Here is a 16,801-nt window from a genome sequence, read left to right on the forward strand (position 1 = left end):
ATAGGTTTTCACAAATAAAAAATGTTCTTTCTACAACTTAATAGTATATAGAAAAAACATTTTCATTATATTTTAAATTTACATAATCACTTTATATTCAAACTCTAAATAGACTATACTACCCTCATTGTAAACTTTGTCTTTTGAAAGTTCTATGGCTATTAAATTAGCATCTTTTGTTGATATATGGTATTCTACTATGGCTCCTTTAAATACTCTTTTCTCTATTATTCCTTCCATAGTGTTTTCCTTTGGGTTATCATGTAGTTTTATTTCTTCTGGTCTTACAAATTCTACTTTTTCATTTGTACTTTTTATATTTGAACGACCTATAAATTGCAATGGAAACTCTCCCTTTGGATAATTGTATATATCCATAGGGGAAGATATTTGTTCTATTCTTCCTTTATTCATCAAAATAATCTGGTCTGCTACTGAAAAAGCATCTTCTTGGTCGTGAGTTACAAAGATTGTTGTTATATTAAATGTTTTTTGTATTTTTTGGATTTCTTCTCTCATAACCAATTTTAATTTAGCATCTAAATTTGAAAAAGGCTCATCTAATAATAATAAATTTGGTTTCACTACTAATGATCTTGCTAAAGCTACTCTTTGCTGCTCTCCTCCAGAAAGTTGATTTATCCTTCTATTATCATAACCCTTTAAGCCAACAATTTCTAAAATCTCTTGTCCTTCTTTTATTGCTTCCTTTCTAGTAACTTTTTTAAACTTTAATCCATAGATTGTATTTTCTATTACTGATTTATGTGGAAACAAACCATAGGATTGGAATACTGTCGATATAGGTCTTTCCTCTGGACTTAAACTTAATATTTCTCTATTATCAATAATCACGTTTCCTGATTCTGGATTTTCAAATCCTCCTAAACATCTTAATATAGTAGTCTTTCCAGAGCCACTTGGCCCAAGAATACAGGTAATACTGCCTTTTTCTGCCTCAAATGAAACATTATCTACTACTTTTTTATCTCCATATATTTTAGTTAAGCCCGATACTGTAAGAAACATCCTTTTTCTTCTCCTTCCTTGATAATAAAAGATAATATAATCCATTTACCATAAGACACACCAATATAATTAGAAATGCTATAACCGAGCCTACTCCATATTTCCCTGATTCTATAACATCAAACATTACCATTGTTGCAAGTTTTTGTTTTGGATATATTAAAAATATTATTGAACCAATAGTTGTCATAGTTGAAGTAAATCCATTGACGAATGAAATATATAATCCAGATTTACTTAATGGAAGAATAATATCTTTTATTACATGGCAGTCATGTCCCCCTAAATCTTTTACAGAGTTTATAGTATCTCTATTTATTTGAGTTAATGTAGAATATCCTACTTTTGAAGCAAAAGGCAATTGTCTAAAGGTAACATTTAAGATTACTATTAAAAGAGTTCCTGTTAATTCCAATGGTGGTTTATTAAAAGCCAATATATATCCAATTCCGAAAAATGTTCCAGGTACTATATATGGCATTGTGGCTATAAAATCTATTATCTTCATGGATTTATAATTTCTTATAAATCCATAGTATTCTAATATAAGTCCAATAACAGAACTTGCTATTCCAGCTATTAATGCTACAAATATTGTTCTTGGGAATGTATCTAATACATTTATCTTGCTTTCTCTAAAGTGATTCAGTGTAAAATACATCTTTCCTTTGTAAATATCTGTAAAGGCTGACATTATAATAGAAGCATATTGAATTAAAATCCAAACTAAAAAAAATATGGCTCCTGTTTTCATAAGATTATATAAATAGCCATCTCTCTTTATACTTATACCTTCACCTGAATTAGTTCCATGTTGACTCATGGCAAGTGATTGAAACTTTGTCATATATAGTATAAATACTATAATTGCAGGAATAAATAATATAACTGAAATAGTAGCTGCCCTCCTTATATCTCCCTTTGCTATTATAGATAAATAAGCTTCTGTCGCCAATACATTAAATGCTCCTCCGATTATTCTTGGAGTTGAAAAATCAGCCAATGACCTTATGAAAGATAACAGCATAACTACAATTATTGATGGTTTCATAAGAGGTAAAATAATATCTTTTATAATATCTGTAGTCTTAGCTCCTAAAGAACGAGCTGATTCTATAAGGGTCTTATCTATTTGTTTTAAATATCCCATAAGTAATATTGCATTCATAGAAGTAAATCCTAAGCTTTGCATCAGTACTATTCCCAATTGTCCATAGGGAGATATGGACAATCCCAATAATCCATAGGTTATAAACCCTCTTCTTCCAAAAAGTCTTATGTATGAAAGTGATGTGACGAAAGGAGGAGAAATAATAGTTAGCATAAGTATTGCAGTGATTATCTTCTTAACTCTATCTGTAGATATATAAAAATATACTGCAATCATTATAGAAAAAATAGTACTTAAAATTGTACTGTATATTCCAGTGGTTATTGAATTCTTTATTAAATAGGCTTCATCCTTCACAAATGAAAAATACGATAAATCAATTCTTCCATTTTCCATTAAGGAAGTTATAAATACTGAAATGAAGGGATATAGTATAAAAATTAGTACAGATAATATTATTGTTATCATTAATATTTTATCCAATGAATCTAAAAGTTTCTTTCTCATATTCTTTTCCTTTCAAATATTATAATCTAATTATATAGATTATTTTAAAAAATGGAAAGGTGAAATGGTTAACCATTTCACCTAATATCTATTTTCCTATTGTTAGTTCTTCCCATCTCTTTAGTATATCTTCTCTCATAGTCCCAAAAGTTGAGATGTCTTGATCTATTAGTTTGTCTTCTGGAAGACCTAAGTCATAACCACCGATGCCAACTTTAATCATTTGTGCTCCATCTTTACCATCAAGTTCTGCTAATTTTTCTTGATTTTCATCTCTTAGCATAAAGTCTAAAAAAGCTTTTGCTATATCTGCTCCCTCACCATCTTTAAATATTGCTACTCCTTCTGGTACCCAAGGTATACCATCTTCTGGATATATAACAGTTAAGTTATTCTTTTCTCCTACATCAAAAGAAGATTTATCTGCTGGTATTATTCCTATTGCAAATTCTCCAGCTACAGTTTTTTCTTCTGGGTCTTTACCTCTTTTGCCATAGAATGGAATATTTTCATTTAATTTTTCTAAATATGCCCAACCTTCCTCTTCACCATACATATCCAATATTCCTTTTACTGCTCCATAATTTGTTCCTGAAATAGCTGGATTTGCCATTATTATTTCATCTTTATATTTTGGATCTGCTAATTCCTTCCAAGTTTTAGGAGTTTCTAATCCTTTTTCTTTTAATAACTCTTCATTCACTAAAAATCCAACTACTGTCAATCCTTTTGAAATCCAATATCCTTCTTCATCTCTAAATTCGCTGCCTACTTTATCTGCTTCTTTTGGAATATAGGATTCTAATAATCCAGAGTCTTTTGCTGCCATAAATGCGTCAATTCCACCGCCAAACCAAAGGTCTGCCATTGGTTTTCCGCCTTCTGCTTGTATTCTAGATATTACTTCTCCACTAGACATAGATAAGAAGTCTACTTTTGCATTTACTTCTTTTGCAAATTCATCAAATAGTTCTACATATTTTTCAGATGTAGTTACTACATTCATCTGTCTTCCTTCAAAATCAAGTTTTGCTTCATCTTTTTCTGCTGTATCTTTATCTACTGATTCTGTTTTTTCTGAGTCTATTATTTCTTGATTTTTATCAGTAGTTTGTCCACAAGCTGTAAAAACCATTGTCAATATCAATAATAAAGATAAAAACACTAAACCTTTTCTTTTCATATTTCTGCTCCTTCACATAATATTTTATAATCAATAGAAAAATTCTGCTTTTTCTATTTTCAATTTGGAATCTTCTGCCCATAAGTTTCAAAAAGGCTTCTTTAAGCCTATTTTATGTAATGTTCTTCTATTCCGTTTTTAATGATAGTATTTTAAAATTTCAAAGTCAATCATTATAAATATTAATAATAATATTATTATTAATATAGGGTTTATCTATACTAGATTAATACATACAGTTTATATGTTATTATTGAAATAACAAGAAAATGGAGGCAAAATAATTATGATAATAGATACTCACATACATGAAAAAAAATATTCTTCAGATAGTTTTATTGATTTAAAAGAAGCTGTTGATACGGCAAAACTCATAGGGTTAGATGGCATATGTATAACAAATCATGATAATAACAGTTTGAAAAATGAACTGGGTAATTATACTAAGATTAATGGAATATTAGTAATAGTTGGTGCTGAAGTTTTAACTCATCAGGGAGATATATTAGTATTTGGTTTAGAAGATATTCCTAAAGAGAAAATATCTGCTATGGAACTTCTTAATTTGGTGAAAAAACATAAAGGAGTAGCCATCGCTGCTCATCCTTTTAGAAATAATAATAGGGGATTAGAAAATCATCTTCATGATGTAGCTGCTATATTAGATGGTGTTGAGTCCTTTAATGGAAGTACTTATTCTTACCATAATCTATATGCCTATGCAGCAGCTACTGAATTAGGATTACCATCTTTAGGTGCTAGTGATGCTCATGTAATGGATAAAATCGGTAAATATGCAACTAGATTTTATGATACCATAAGAGATGATAAAGATTTTATAGAAGCTATTAAATCAAAAAACTTTCATCCTGTAATGAGAAAAGATGGACAGTTCACCAATTTTGATTGTAAGCGTCAATTGTAGCCCACCTAGACTAGGCTCAAGTATCATGAGAGAATACACCTAACATATTAAATTATGGAGGTGTATTTTTATTGAAATTAGAAGAAAATAGAGAAGTTTGGATAAGACGGGTAGAGGAATTTAAAGCAAGCAATCTTTCACAAGTAGCATGGTGCAGGGAAAATGGAATAAATGTTGGTGGCCTAAGATATTGGCTTAGAAAACTTAATGGTTCAGGCATATCCACTAAAGAATCTCTATCAGTGGTGGAATTTGCATCTGTTTCAATCACAGAAGATAATTCCTTTTCACCTATTGAAATTGAAATTAATAATGTAAAATTATCCATAACTAATAACTATGATGAAATACTTCTTCTTAAGCTTATCAATAGTTTAAGGAAAATATGATTAAACAAATCACAATAGAAAGGGTCCATTTAGCTTTGGGTCCAACAGATCTTAGAAAATCTATTGATGGTCTTGCCCTAATAGTTGAACATGTACTAAAAATGGACCCTTTTTCTACCCACCTATTTGCCTTTTGCAACAAAAGACAAAATCTTATCAAGATATTAGTTTGGGATAATAATGGTTTTTGGATACATTACAAAAGACTTGAAAATGGATATTTTAGGTGGCCACAAAAAGAAGCTGGTCCATCAGTTTCCATAAATGAAAGACAGTTTCGTTGGCTTTTAGATGGACTAAGTATAGAGCAAAAAGATGCCCATAAACCTGCTAATGAAAGGGTTTTTATCTAGTAATAAATCTTTAAAAAAACCTTTAAATTAGGTAAAATAAAACTTTTTTTGTCTGCTTAAATATAGTATAATATAGGTATGGAAAATATAACCGAAACTGAAAAATTACAACTACATAGCAAAGAATTAGAGCTTCAATCAAAGGAACTAGATAATGAAATTTTAAGATTAAAACATGAACTGGAAATAGCTAATGCTAAATTAAAATGGTATGAGGAGCAGTTTAAATTAAATGCAGTAAAGAAATATGGAAAATCCGGTGATAATGTAGATGAAGACCAAATTTCATTTTTTAATGAAGCAGAAATAAGTGAAAGACCTGAAATAGAAGAACCTACTATGGAAAAGATTACTTATGAAAGAAAAAGAAGAGGTATAAATAAAAAGTCTTTTGAAGATTTACCAGTAGAAAGAATAGAATATGAAATTTCGGAAGAAGAAAGGTCTTGTGAAATATGTGGTACTATTATGCATGAAATGAGCGTTGAAATAAGGAAAGAAATAAAGGTAGTACCGGCCACAGCATCTATAGTAGAGCATATAAGAAAAGTATACTCCTGTATAAAATGCGAGAGAGAAGGAGAAAAGGCTAATATAATTACAGCCAAAATGCCAGAGCCTGTAATTAAAGGAAGCTTTGTATCCCCGAGCCTTCTTGCCTATTTAATGTACTAAAAATACTCAGCAGTGCTACCACTTGATAGGCAGGAAAGGATATTTAAAGACTATGGAGTAGAAATTTCAAAGCAGAATATGGCTAATTGGATAATAAAAGGATCCGAACTATGGTTGGAGCCATTCTTTGAAAGGCTCAAAGAAAAACTGCTAAAAGAAACCTTTATACAGGCAGATGAAAGTCCTTTAAGGGTACTAACCAAGGATGGAAAGCCTACAGATAGCAAATCATATATGTGGCTATATAAATCTGGCAACTATGGAAAGCAAATAGCCCTATATGAATACCAGCCATCTAGGAGTGGAAAACATCCTAAGAATTTCCTTAGTGGATTTACAGGTCTACTTCAGACGGATGATTACAGTGGGTACAATTCTGTGGAGAATATTACAAGAGTAGGCTGTTTTGCACATGCCCGTAGGTATTATACCGATAGTTTGAAAATCCTACCAAAAGAAGCCGAAATAGAAAAGACCCATGCTTATGAAGCAGTAAAATATTTTAAAGAAATGTTCCATCTAGAATCAAAGTGGAAAGAATTATCCCCTGAAGAAAGGTTTAAAGTTAGGAATGAAGAACTAAAACCAATACTAGAGGATTATTTGGCATGGCTACAAGCTCTTCAGCCAAAAGTAGTAAGAAAAAGCAAACTAGGCCAGGCAATTAACTATAGTTTATCCAATTGGGGGCTCCTAACTAATGTACTCTTAGACGGACAATGTGAATTAGATAATAATGGTGCAGAAAGAGCTATAAAGCCATTTGTAATAGGTCGAAAAAATTACCTTTTCTGCAAATCTCCCCATGGAGCAAAGGCTAGTGCTACAGTATATAGCATAGTTGAAACAGCTAAGATGAATAATCTTAACCCTTATAATTATCTAAAATATTTATTCGAAGAATTACCAAATACAAAACTTACAAATTCAGATTCCCTAGATCATCTACTTCCCTGGTCAGAAACACTACCAGAAGAATGCAGAAGAAAACCTAAAAGTAAGGAATAAAAATAAGTCCTATTTATGATATATAATTATCTCATAGATAGGACTTTATTTATAGATGGGCTGCAATTGATGGATACCTACTATATATGTTATAATTATGTAAGGGAGTGTTTAAATGTATGTAGATGATAAAATTGTTTATCTATTCTGCTCACTATTATTCCCTTTATTCCATAAGCTTATTTACTCTATTTATAATATAAAGACTCCTTTACTCATAAGTCTGATATCCCTAGTGATAAACTTTTTATTAGTCTTATCACTAGGCCCTACTATGGGGACTAGTAAAACTAGAAATACATAAATAATAGAGATGATTTTAAAAAATCATCTCTATTTCTTTATTTTATTTGATTTTACAATTGATAATTTCACCATTAGATTTATTTAGCTTTAAACACCAATGACCTATGAATTTTATGTCCTTTTGTTCTCCTTTTATCTTTTTAATTATATCTAAATAATCTTGTCCTTCAGCCTTTATTCTTTCAATTTCAATAAGTCCTACGGCTTCCAAAGATGTAGAAGTCTTTCCACAAATATGAATTATAGTTTTTCCCAGTCGACTTTCAACTCTTTTTAATATATTATATGTAGATTGTCCCGATATATCTTTATATATCTTAGGTCCAACTATATCCATAGTACCTACAGGATCTGCAAAGGAAATGAAATCTACCCCTTGTTTGACCCCCTCTAAAATAAGTTTTACTATACTATTCTCAATTATCTCCAATAATCTATTAATCTTTTCTCTATCTTTTCTAACAGCTCTATAAAACAACTGACTATCCATAACAGATGTAGCAACACTAAAGGGACCTGTTATATTGAGGATTACATTTTCTTCGTTTTTCTTTAGAATATTTATTGCCTTTAAAACCTCGGCAACTCTTCCCCTGTTTAAATCTATTAATGATATATCTTCAACTAAGTTTATATCATTAATCTTATACTTTCCAATCCTATTGCCTACTTTTTGATCGAAAATTACCTTTGAACCGAAGGCCTCAGCTTCTACAGTATGACAGAGAGGCAATTTACAGTATTTCTCATTTTTATATTCTTTTAATGCCTTTGCTAATATAGCCATCTCATGGGCATTTTTATTTGATTCTTCATATGATATATTTAATCCTTCTAAAATACTGTCAGGTATTATTTCAACTTCCTGTCCCACACATTTAAAAATACTTGCAGCTACCATATTCTCACCTTTTCTAGAAATTTAATTGAGATACAAAAACATCCTGGAAATTTTCTCTAAGAGATAATTCCAGCACTTCTATGTTTTCACTAATTTTATATACCTCTTTAAAGCATCCTTTATTAATTAATGCCAACCTAGCTCCTTCTAAGGAAGTGTTCCCTAAAAAGCTTATATCTCCTTTAAATCCCTTGGGAATAAGCCCTATTATTTTCATATTAGAGGAACTAACATGGTATCCAAATGCACCTGCAATATATATCTGTGATATTTCTTTTATACTTAAACCTATTTCCTCCAGCATTAGAATTACACCAGTGGCTATGGCTCCCTTTGCCAGTTGAATCTGTCTTATATCCTTTTGAGAGATATATATATCTTCTGTTATATAAAATTTCTTATCTACTAATCTATCTTCGAGTTTAGAGTCTAAATCCTTGTTCCATCTTCCAGTTTTTAAAAGGATATTTCTTTTCACTAAGGCTCCTACTATGTCAATAAGCCCACTTCCACAAATTCCTAAAGGTCTATCATCTTCTATTGTAGTATAGCTAATGTTAAATTCCTCATCTATATCAAAGGTTTCAATTGCTCCCTTTTGTGCACGACAGCCACATTCTATATTCATCCCCTCCAGGGCAGGACCTGCCGCAGTAGATGTGGCTATTATCATTCCATCTTTTAAAACTGCCATTTCGCCATTGGTACCAATATCTATAAATACAGCTTTCTCATTATTTTTAAAACCTGATGCCATAATACCAGATACTATATCTCCCCCTACATAGGATGAAGCCGATGGAACTATGCTAAGTATGGCTTCATCATTGGTCTTAATAGATATATCTCTTGCTTTAAAATCCTTTGGATTTAAAAATATTGACCTATAGGGAGCCTTAGCTAATAAAGTTGGATCAACTCCAAGTAGGAGATGAAGCATAGTAGTATTGGCAGCAATTGTAATATGATATATATCATCTATATTATAGATATTCCCTATTAAGGCTTTTATTGAGTTATTCATTTCATCTACTATCAATTCCTGAAGCTTAATAGCTCCTAATGGATTCTCCATACAATATGTAATTCTCGTTAGCACATCTCCCCCATATTGGGTTTGAGGATTTAAGGATGATAGTTTGTCTATTATTTCTCCGCTAGATAAATCTATTAAATAATAAGAAATACCCGTAGTTCCAATGTCGATTCCAATTCCTAGAATATTGTTTTTATGGCTCTTTATATCTAATAATTTACCCTCAAATACTACACCCCACAACTCCTCAGAGTTGTTTTTTTCCAGTATGTTAATTTTTTTATATAGTTCTACTGAATTAAGTTCATATCCTAAATAGTTTGCGTATGGAATAGAACTATGCCTATTTATCTTAGGAAGTTCTTTAATTTTAACAGGGCTATCTACTGGAACATGAATACTAAAGCCTTTGTTAATAGTCTTTAAAGCTTTTTCATTTTCCATAAGCTCCACTTCTACTTCCCCAAATATCTTTGCCATACAGGACAATCTTTCAAATTTATTCTCGTCAATGACTGTTCTTTCTCTATCACTAGGTTCAGATAATTGTCCCCTTGCTATGACCTTACACTTACCACAAGACCCCATGCCATTACATGGAGTTTCAACCCTTAGCTTAGCTTCCCTAATGACGTCTAGTAAAATTGTACCTTCCTCCACTTCAATACTTATATTTTCTCTGATGAATTTTACTATGGCCATTATATACTTCCTTTCACATAGTCTGTCATAGCTCTAAGGTTTTCTATTGGAGTAGACATACCTAAGCCACAGGCTGGAGATACAATATCTACCTTAGAATCCATTGCATTCTTTGTAATTGAAATAATCTTGTCTACGGGCCCATTTTGTATAAGTAATGTACTTACATTTCCCATGAGTCTCGTACTAAGTTTTGATTTGGCAAATCTCATATTTACTATAGAATCAAAGCTAAGTGCTTCTACATCTAAAGAGTTTAAACTATCAATTATTGTCTTTGCATCACCACATATATGAATGATTACAGGAGTATCTGTCTCTTTCATAGCCTTTAGAAACTTAATATACATAGGCATTGCAAATTTATCAAAGTTTTTCTTACCTAATATTTCACCTGTTGCTGTAGGGTCCGACATGGCAATAAGATCAGCACCTGCTCCTACCATTTTTATTGCGTATTCTATTAGATAATTATTTACATATTCAATAAATCTATATGCCTTATCAGGTTCCTTTCTTAACATTTTAAACAGTTTGAGAGGGTCTACAATTGAAGTGGATGTGCTTATTGGTCCTGTAATATTTCCAATTACAGGAATCTCATCATTCCTTAGCCTTTCAATTGCTTTGATTACAGTCTGCGCCCTTGAATTTATGGATAATTTGGGATTGAAGTTGTCCATAATCTCTTCCAAGTTAGAATCATTATATTTGAGTATCCTTGGCTCGTTGTTTTTATCACCTTCACTAATGACTACGCCAAAAGGTTCTGATTCGCAAGTCATACAAAAAGGCACCCCATAGTTTTCAAATCCTATGATTTCTCTCACCTTAATAGCAGTAGCCACCATAGCATCTAAGTCAGTATTATGATTATCGCTTATCTCTCCTAAGAGTTCTGTAACTCCTGCATTCATCATGCCTCCAGGACATATCACAGGAGGTCTATCTACCTTCTCACCCCTAAGGACTTTTAGCAATCTCTCTTTTTCATTCATTATATTTTCTCCTATTCTTCACTAAATAGTAGTTCTTCATTAATAGGGTAGCTACCATATATTCTAGCTGCATCCATTAATGCATCAATATTTTCCATTGGCGAATCCTTAGGAATCTGACATCCAGAACTAAGTATATATCCCTTTTTAGTTCCATAGGTCTTTCTAATACATTCTTTGGCCGCTCTAAGTACATCTTCCCTGGTACCTTTTTGTATTACATCAACTGGTGGAATATTTCCTGATATTGTAATTCTATCTCCCATTATTTCCTTAGCATCTTGAAGATTTTCTACATTATCTATGCTAAAGCTTGAAATCCCCGTATCCATAACAGACTCCCAAATACCTTTACTTTTACCACAAATATGAATTGAAAGGCTACGTCCTGTCAAGGATTTCATCTTATCCACATTTTTCTTAATATAAGGTGCGGAAAATTCATTAAATTGTTTAACACTTATTAGACTTGTGGATGAAACAGGATCTGATAATCCTACTCCTATACCTAGTTCTGCAGCCTTTTCTATAAATCTATTATTAGATTCAGTTACTATCTCCATTAATGTATGAACCTTATTTGGATATTTTAGCATCCATTTTAATAGATTTTCCGTACCAACCACCGAAGCAGCAGTACTAAAAGGTCCAGCCAATCCTGCTCCAACATTTACCTCATGTCCTATCTTATCTTTTATAATCTGTACTGCCTTGAGAACTAAAGGTAGTTTTCCATCCTTTTCAGGGTCGGAAGGTTTTAAACTTTCTATTTCATCTACATTTTTTATGGCAGGTGCATCCATAAGTGAAATATTATCATCAGGATAATACATCTTTGAACCCATAGCCTCAGCAACTCCCCTTAAAGTAGCTGAGACACTTACACCATCATGTCTTAATCGTTTAAACAATTCTATCTCTAACTCTGCCATTCTCTCTGCTGAATGATAATATTCTTTTAGGGTGATACCTATAAATGGTGCCATAGTTACCCCCATATGTGGATTGCACGGTATACGATCTATTTCAAGTCCTTGAGAAAAGGCTGTCATTCTTTCCTTTGGAGTCATTTGGTCCTTTTTCAACTTTATCCCTCCAATCAATTAATTAGCTATCATTGATTTCATTCTCTTTACTGCTTCATTTGCATCTGCAGTATATGCATCTGCTCCAATTTCATCTGCAAATCTCTGAGATATAGGCCCTCCACCTATCATTACCTTATACTTATCCCTTATATTTTTTTCCTTTAAGGTATCTATTACAGTTTTCATTCCCATCATAGTAGTTGTCATCAAGGTTGACATACAGATAAAGTCTGCTCCCACTTCTTCTGCCACTAGAATAAAATTATTTAATGGAACGTCTCTACCTAAGTCATATACCTCAATACCTGCGGATTCTGTCATTATCTTAACCAAATTCTTTCCTATATCATGGGTATCTCCTTCTACAACTCCTATAACTACCTTAATAGAATTGTCTGTAGCTTCTGCCTTTATATGAGGTTTCAATATATCTAATCCTATGTTTAGTGTATCTGAACAGGTAAGCACCTCTGGCAAGAAGTATTCTTGCTCCTCATAAAGTTGTCCAACCTTATCCATGCCATTTACCAATCCCTTTGAAATAGTCTCATCAGCGGGAATAGAGAGCTCCAGCGATTTATTGCAAAGTTCCTCTACTAATTCATCTTCCATGTCCACTACGGCTTCGCTTATTTCTCCAAATAATTTTTCTTTGTTCATCCTTTAACCTCCTTAATTTGCTAGACTTATTAATTATTATTGTATATTAATTGACAATGGTATTCTAATAGAGATTATCTATACTAAATCCACCCATTATAGGGTAGTGTAATAATGCATACAAATGTTTAAAACAGAATGATATTAGAGATGTAAATTCCTCTCTAATATCATTCTGTTTTAAAACATAGGTATAAAGCTACCTTTGAATATTCTTTTTATTTCTTCTCTCATTTCATCAGTATGGAATGATTCATTTAAATCTTGAACCCATTTCTTGTCTTTATCCTCAATTCTTACTGTAAGACCCGCACCAAACATTTGTAAATCATCTAATCCTGATGTCGCAATAGCTAAATTTGTATCTTTTCCTGCTGCAACCATTAAGGAAACAGCCATGCAAGAGGCATCTACATCTGGAAGTACTGTAGTTAATTGCATTAAATCTACTTCTACAAATTCAACATTTTTAATATATTCTGTTATATCAAATACTGTGGGAAATTCTATTCCCTCTTTCACTTTTATAAATCCTAATTCCTCTAACATTAATAAGGCCCTAGCTTTATTAGTGGCATCTGTAGAAATAGCAATCTTAGCTTTATCGGGTACATCTTCTACTGAAGAGTGTTTTTCTGAAAATAATGCAAAAACTGGAGCATGTACTAAATCTTCTAGCATGTAAAGGTTAGTTCCTTTTTCCTTATTAAAATTGTCTAGATATGGTCTATGTTGTAAAAAGTTGGCATCTATTTCACCTTCTACAAGTCCTATATTAAGGGATATAGGATCATCAAACATAACAATTTCCATATCATATCCCAAATCCTTTAGTCCCTTCCTCGCAGCTTCTACCTCTTCAACTACAGTTGCTGTGGTTCCTATTTTAATAGTTGGGACCTGATCTAAATCAGCTTGTTTTTCATTAGAAGAACATCCTGCTAAAGCAAATACTAAAATTATTAAAATTATGATTTTAAACAGTTCTCTTTTCAATTGGCATTACCTCCTATTTTAGCTTATTATATAAAAAATTTCCCATAACTTGTATGCATTGAACCAGTATTATCAAGACCACTACAACAGAATACATCACTTTATCATTAAAGCTTTGATGCCCATAAGTTATTGCAACAGCACCTAATCCTCCTGCCCCTACTGCACCAGCCATAGCAGTAGCTCCCAAAAGGCTTACAATCCCCAAGCATATTCCCGAAATAATTGATGGAATCGCTTCAATAAACATAACTTTAAATATAATTTGCATATCAGAAGCCCCGAAGGATTTTGCTGCCTCAATTAAAGATTTATCTACTTCTTTTAAACTTCCCTCGATAACCCTCGCCATAAAGGGGGTTGAAGCAATTGTTAAAGGTACAATAGCTCCCTTTATTCCTATAGATGTTCCTACAAAAAAACGTGTAAATGGTATAATAGCCACTATTAATATGATAAAGGGAAAAGAACGAATAATATTTACGATAACATCTAACACCTTATGAACACAAGAATTAGGCCTTAATCCATTCTCTTCAGTAGCTATTAACACGATTGCAACTATGCAACCAAATATCAAAGATAGAATAGTAGAAATAAGTAGCATTTTCATTGTATCAAATAAAGCAGGTAGTATTAATTTATATAATATCTCTATTAAATTCATATCTCGCATTTTAACTCACCTTTTTTACCTATAAAATCAATATTTGTCATCATATCTCTCCAAACTATACTTTTACTATCTAAATACTTTATCACCCTCGGGTATTGATCATCTTTAAGACTAATGACAAAAAAACCCAAATTCTTGTTGCCATATCGCTCCATTCTACCTCCTACAATTGAAAAAGTTATATTTAAATCCAATGCCATTTGTGTAAAAATAGCATTGTTGTTTAAATCCTCGGAAATAAAAATCTGTATACTTTTACCTATGGAATAATTAATCTCCTCCTCTTCACCTAAAAATCTTTTCATTGCTGGAGATTGTCTAAAAAAAATTTCTTCTACAGATCCTTCCTCAACTATTTTCCCATTTTCCAATATACAAGCTTTATTACAAATTTGTTTCACTACTTCAATTTGATGGGTAACTATTATAATGGTTATTCCAAGTTTTTCATTAATTTCTCTTAATAACGCAAGAATGGATTTAGTAGTTTTTGGGTCTAAAGCTGAGGTAGCTTCATCACATAATAAGATTTTAGGATTTAATGCTAACGCCCTAGCTATGGCAACTCTTTGTTTTTGTCCACCGCTAAGATTTCTTGGTCTTTTATTTCTTTTATCTAGAATACCAACTAACTCTAATAATTCATTCACTCGCTTATCTATTTCTGAATTTGGATATTTCCAACAGACCATAGGTAAAGCAACATTATCATAAACAGTTTTTCTTTCAAGTAATGAAAAATTTTGAAATATCATTCCTATTTCCTTACGAGCCTCCCTTAAGCCTTCCCTATTATAGCTAGACATCTCCATTCCATTAACAATTAACTTGCCTTCATCATAACTTTCCAATCCATTTATGCATCGTAAAAGTGTAGATTTTCCTGCGCCACTTCTTCCTACTAAACCATAAATATCTCCCTTACTAATATTAAGGTTTATTCCATGAAGTACGGCAAAATCATTATATCTTTTTTTTAAGTCTTTAACTATAATCAAACTTTCACTTCCTTTTCCTGTCCACAGCTTATAACTAATTTTAACCAACTTGATCTTGATTATCTGCATTATTAACGAATAATAGTATATATTATTTGACAATTTTGTTCCAATTAATATTTATTATACTTAAAATTCAATTATAATTTATTCTTATAATAAATGTAATATGACTTCAAGCCTACTAATTTATTATTACTAGGATTTCTCTATATGGAACAATAGGAATAAATAATTAATAACAAGTCTGTTTTTTTAACATATAATTGTAAATATCAAGTAACTTAAAATAAAAATCCATTTATAGTTCTATGTTTAACTAAGAAGATTTAAAACCTTTAGATCTTTTTTTAAAATTTGAATAGGTTACACTACATGTAGCAATCTATCCAAACATGATATAATAATCGTAGGGAGAAAAGAAACTATCTAGAAAACAATATGATAAGAACTTTAAGAATCAAATAGTTTAAATTTATAAGCAGGGAAATCACATGTACAATATCCTAAGTGATAAGTATGGTACATTCCACCAACTATAGGCTAATCTTATGAATAATTTAAGATAGAAAGACATATTGTGGAGTACCTTTCGTAAAAGCAGGAGTAATTATAGATTCATATATCAAAATAGGTTTATAAGCCTTAAGGACTTGGAATTATAGTTAACACCATATATTTACTGGTATAATCACGTAAAGATATGTGATACCAATAGGATATAGAAATATAACCGGATTAGAAATGTTAGCATAAGTGTTGTTTATGGGGTAAATTTCTATTCAGAATAAATTCTTTAGAATCTAGTCATAATACCCCCTTTGTCTCCAGCAATAGAGATTACTTCTTATGGATGAACGAGATAAATACAGACCGAAAATATATTAATTCCTTCTAACCCCTTCGGAATTCATCTCCATATTTATCGTCCCCAATTTTCCCAGTTTGATAAGTGTCTATACCATAACGAGCCAATGCTACTGAAAGGTTAGCAGCACTGCCTCCAGGTACAAGTCTTTCAGAATCTATAAAACCAAATCCATCTTCCTTTGGTAATTCTCTTGTTTCTAATATAACATCCATAGCCACTGTGCCAAGGGAAAGCACTTTCTTCTTTTGTTCCATTCAATATCCACCTCTTTAAATCAAGTAGTATTTTTCAATACTTCTGATTAATTTTTTATTATTTTAGTAGATCATTTTAAGCAAAATAATTTTATTTTACATGAAATGTCTATTTTAATCCTCACTTAATAAAAG

17 protein-coding genes are annotated in these 16,801 nt (G+C 31.5%); 5 read left to right on the plus strand and 12 right to left on the minus strand.

Annotation, left to right across the window (positions count from 1 at the left end):
• Positions 1 to 78: 78 nt before the first annotated feature.
• The 3 genes from FYJ83_RS16295 to FYJ83_RS16305 all read right to left on the minus strand — a co-directional run bounded on the left by FYJ83_RS16295 (position 79) and on the right by FYJ83_RS16305 (position 3,830).
• Positions 79 to 1,029 (minus strand): ABC transporter ATP-binding protein, encoded by a 951-nt coding sequence (locus tag FYJ83_RS16295; RefSeq protein ID WP_154442349.1) that lies wholly within the window; start codon positions 1,027 to 1,029, stop codon positions 79 to 81.
• Complete coding sequence (locus FYJ83_RS16300) at positions 1,001 to 2,647, minus strand: ABC transporter permease (protein ID WP_154442351.1); 1,647 nt, start codon at positions 2,645 to 2,647, stop codon at positions 1,001 to 1,003. The genes FYJ83_RS16295 and FYJ83_RS16300 overlap by 29 nt, the downstream gene beginning before the upstream one ends.
• 88 nt (positions 2,648 to 2,735) lie before the next feature.
• Positions 2,736 to 3,830 carry an ABC transporter substrate-binding protein gene (locus tag FYJ83_RS16305; RefSeq protein ID WP_154442353.1) on the minus strand — a complete coding sequence of 365 codons (1,095 nt, stop codon included), beginning with the start codon at positions 3,828 to 3,830 and terminating at the stop codon, positions 2,736 to 2,738.
• A 286-nt stretch (positions 3,831 to 4,116) separates the two neighbouring features.
• Here FYJ83_RS16305 and FYJ83_RS16310 point away from each other — a divergent pair, with 286 nt between their 5' ends.
• The 5 genes from FYJ83_RS16310 (at position 4,117) to tnpC (ending at position 7,180) form a co-directional block, all read left to right on the plus strand.
• Positions 4,117 to 4,755 (plus strand): PHP-associated domain-containing protein, encoded by a 639-nt coding sequence (locus FYJ83_RS16310; RefSeq protein WP_154442355.1) that lies wholly within the window; start codon positions 4,117 to 4,119, stop codon positions 4,753 to 4,755.
• Between the two features lie 71 nt (positions 4,756 to 4,826).
• On the plus strand, positions 4,827 to 5,144 hold the full coding sequence (tnpA, locus tag FYJ83_RS16315) for an IS66 family insertion sequence element accessory protein TnpA (protein WP_154442357.1): 318 nt from the start codon (positions 4,827 to 4,829) through the stop codon (positions 5,142 to 5,144).
• Positions 5,141 to 5,497, plus strand: a complete 357-nt coding sequence (gene tnpB / locus FYJ83_RS16320) for an IS66 family insertion sequence element accessory protein TnpB (RefSeq protein WP_154442359.1) — start codon at positions 5,141 to 5,143, stop codon at positions 5,495 to 5,497. The genes tnpA and tnpB overlap by 4 nt, the downstream gene beginning before the upstream one ends.
• 78 nt (positions 5,498 to 5,575) lie before the next feature.
• Complete coding sequence (locus FYJ83_RS16325) at positions 5,576 to 6,172, plus strand: IS66 family transposase zinc-finger binding domain-containing protein (protein WP_154442361.1); 597 nt, start codon at positions 5,576 to 5,578, stop codon at positions 6,170 to 6,172.
• A 12-nt stretch (positions 6,173 to 6,184) separates the two neighbouring features.
• The gene (gene tnpC, locus FYJ83_RS16330; RefSeq protein ID WP_326828362.1) at positions 6,185 to 7,180 is read left to right on the plus strand and encodes an IS66 family transposase; all 996 of its coding nucleotides are present in this window, start codon (positions 6,185 to 6,187) and stop codon (positions 7,178 to 7,180) included.
• 346 nt (positions 7,181 to 7,526) lie between these two features.
• On the opposite strand, the gene FYJ83_RS16335 is transcribed toward tnpC, so the two are convergent.
• From FYJ83_RS16335 to FYJ83_RS16375, 9 genes are all read right to left on the minus strand, one after another.
• Complete coding sequence (locus FYJ83_RS16335) at positions 7,527 to 8,387, minus strand: uroporphyrinogen decarboxylase family protein (RefSeq protein WP_154442365.1); 861 nt, start codon at positions 8,385 to 8,387, stop codon at positions 7,527 to 7,529.
• Positions 8,388 to 8,400: 13 nt separating this feature from the next.
• Positions 8,401 to 10,125 carry an ASKHA domain-containing protein gene (locus FYJ83_RS16340; RefSeq protein WP_154442367.1) on the minus strand — a complete coding sequence of 575 codons (1,725 nt, stop codon included), beginning with the start codon at positions 10,123 to 10,125 and terminating at the stop codon, positions 8,401 to 8,403.
• On the minus strand, positions 10,125 to 11,123 hold the full coding sequence (locus FYJ83_RS16345) for a uroporphyrinogen decarboxylase family protein (RefSeq protein ID WP_154442369.1): 999 nt from the start codon (positions 11,121 to 11,123) through the stop codon (positions 10,125 to 10,127). The genes FYJ83_RS16340 and FYJ83_RS16345 overlap by 1 nt, the downstream gene beginning before the upstream one ends.
• 11 nt (positions 11,124 to 11,134) lie before the next feature.
• On the minus strand, positions 11,135 to 12,208 hold the full coding sequence (locus FYJ83_RS16350) for a uroporphyrinogen decarboxylase family protein (protein WP_154442371.1): 1,074 nt from the start codon (positions 12,206 to 12,208) through the stop codon (positions 11,135 to 11,137).
• Between the two features lie 18 nt (positions 12,209 to 12,226).
• Positions 12,227 to 12,871 carry a corrinoid protein gene (locus FYJ83_RS16355; protein WP_154442373.1) on the minus strand — a complete coding sequence of 215 codons (645 nt, stop codon included), beginning with the start codon at positions 12,869 to 12,871 and terminating at the stop codon, positions 12,227 to 12,229.
• Between the two features lie 180 nt (positions 12,872 to 13,051).
• Entirely contained in the window at positions 13,052 to 13,867 is an 816-nt protein-coding gene (locus FYJ83_RS16360; protein ID WP_154442375.1) for a MetQ/NlpA family ABC transporter substrate-binding protein, read from the minus strand.
• Positions 13,868 to 13,880: 13 nt separating this feature from the next.
• Positions 13,881 to 14,543, minus strand: coding sequence for a methionine ABC transporter permease (locus FYJ83_RS16365; protein WP_229768624.1), 663 nt, complete (start codon positions 14,541 to 14,543; stop codon positions 13,881 to 13,883).
• Positions 14,531 to 15,610 (minus strand): methionine ABC transporter ATP-binding protein, encoded by a 1,080-nt coding sequence (locus FYJ83_RS16370; RefSeq protein ID WP_229768625.1) that lies wholly within the window; start codon positions 15,608 to 15,610, stop codon positions 14,531 to 14,533. The genes FYJ83_RS16365 and FYJ83_RS16370 overlap by 13 nt, the downstream gene beginning before the upstream one ends.
• An 825-nt stretch (positions 15,611 to 16,435) precedes the next feature.
• Positions 16,436 to 16,666 (minus strand): carbohydrate kinase family protein, encoded by a 231-nt coding sequence (locus FYJ83_RS16375; protein ID WP_154442379.1) that lies wholly within the window; start codon positions 16,664 to 16,666, stop codon positions 16,436 to 16,438.
• Positions 16,667 to 16,801: the final 135 nt, after the last annotated feature.

Source organism: Tissierella pigra, from assembly GCF_009695605.1.
In the GTDB taxonomy this organism is placed as follows: Bacteria; Bacillota; Clostridia; order Tissierellales; family Tissierellaceae; genus Tissierella; species Tissierella pigra.

What these genes read in the sequence shown, in the direction of transcription:
- FYJ83_RS16295 (WP_154442349.1), bottom strand. Translation starts at nt 1,029, where the DNA reads ATGTTTCTTACAGTATCGGGCTTAACTAAAATATATGGAGATAAAAAA.
- FYJ83_RS16300 (WP_154442351.1), bottom strand. Translation starts at nt 2,647, where the DNA reads ATGAGAAAGAAACTTTTAGATTCATTGGATAAAATATTAATGATAACA.
- FYJ83_RS16305 (WP_154442353.1), bottom strand. Translation starts at nt 3,830, where the DNA reads ATGAAAAGAAAAGGTTTAGTGTTTTTATCTTTATTATTGATATTGACA.
- FYJ83_RS16310 (WP_154442355.1), top strand. Translation starts at nt 4,117, where the DNA reads ATGATAATAGATACTCACATACATGAAAAAAAATATTCTTCAGATAGT.
- tnpB (WP_154442359.1), top strand. Translation starts at nt 5,141, where the DNA reads ATGATTAAACAAATCACAATAGAAAGGGTCCATTTAGCTTTGGGTCCA.
- FYJ83_RS16325 (WP_154442361.1), top strand. Translation starts at nt 5,576, where the DNA reads ATGGAAAATATAACCGAAACTGAAAAATTACAACTACATAGCAAAGAA.
- FYJ83_RS16335 (WP_154442365.1), bottom strand. Translation starts at nt 8,387, where the DNA reads ATGGTAGCTGCAAGTATTTTTAAATGTGTGGGACAGGAAGTTGAAATA.
- FYJ83_RS16340 (WP_154442367.1), bottom strand. Translation starts at nt 10,125, where the DNA reads ATGGCCATAGTAAAATTCATCAGAGAAAATATAAGTATTGAAGTGGAG.
- FYJ83_RS16345 (WP_154442369.1), bottom strand. Translation starts at nt 11,123, where the DNA reads ATGAATGAAAAAGAGAGATTGCTAAAAGTCCTTAGGGGTGAGAAGGTA.
- FYJ83_RS16355 (WP_154442373.1), bottom strand. Translation starts at nt 12,871, where the DNA reads ATGAACAAAGAAAAATTATTTGGAGAAATAAGCGAAGCCGTAGTGGAC.
- FYJ83_RS16365 (WP_229768624.1), bottom strand. Translation starts at nt 14,543, where the DNA reads ATGCGAGATATGAATTTAATAGAGATATTATATAAATTAATACTACCT.
- FYJ83_RS16370 (WP_229768625.1), bottom strand. Translation starts at nt 15,610, where the DNA reads ATGCAGATAATCAAGATCAAGTTGGTTAAAATTAGTTATAAGCTGTGG.
- FYJ83_RS16375 (WP_154442379.1), bottom strand. Translation starts at nt 16,666, where the DNA reads ATGGAACAAAAGAAGAAAGTGCTTTCCCTTGGCACAGTGGCTATGGAT.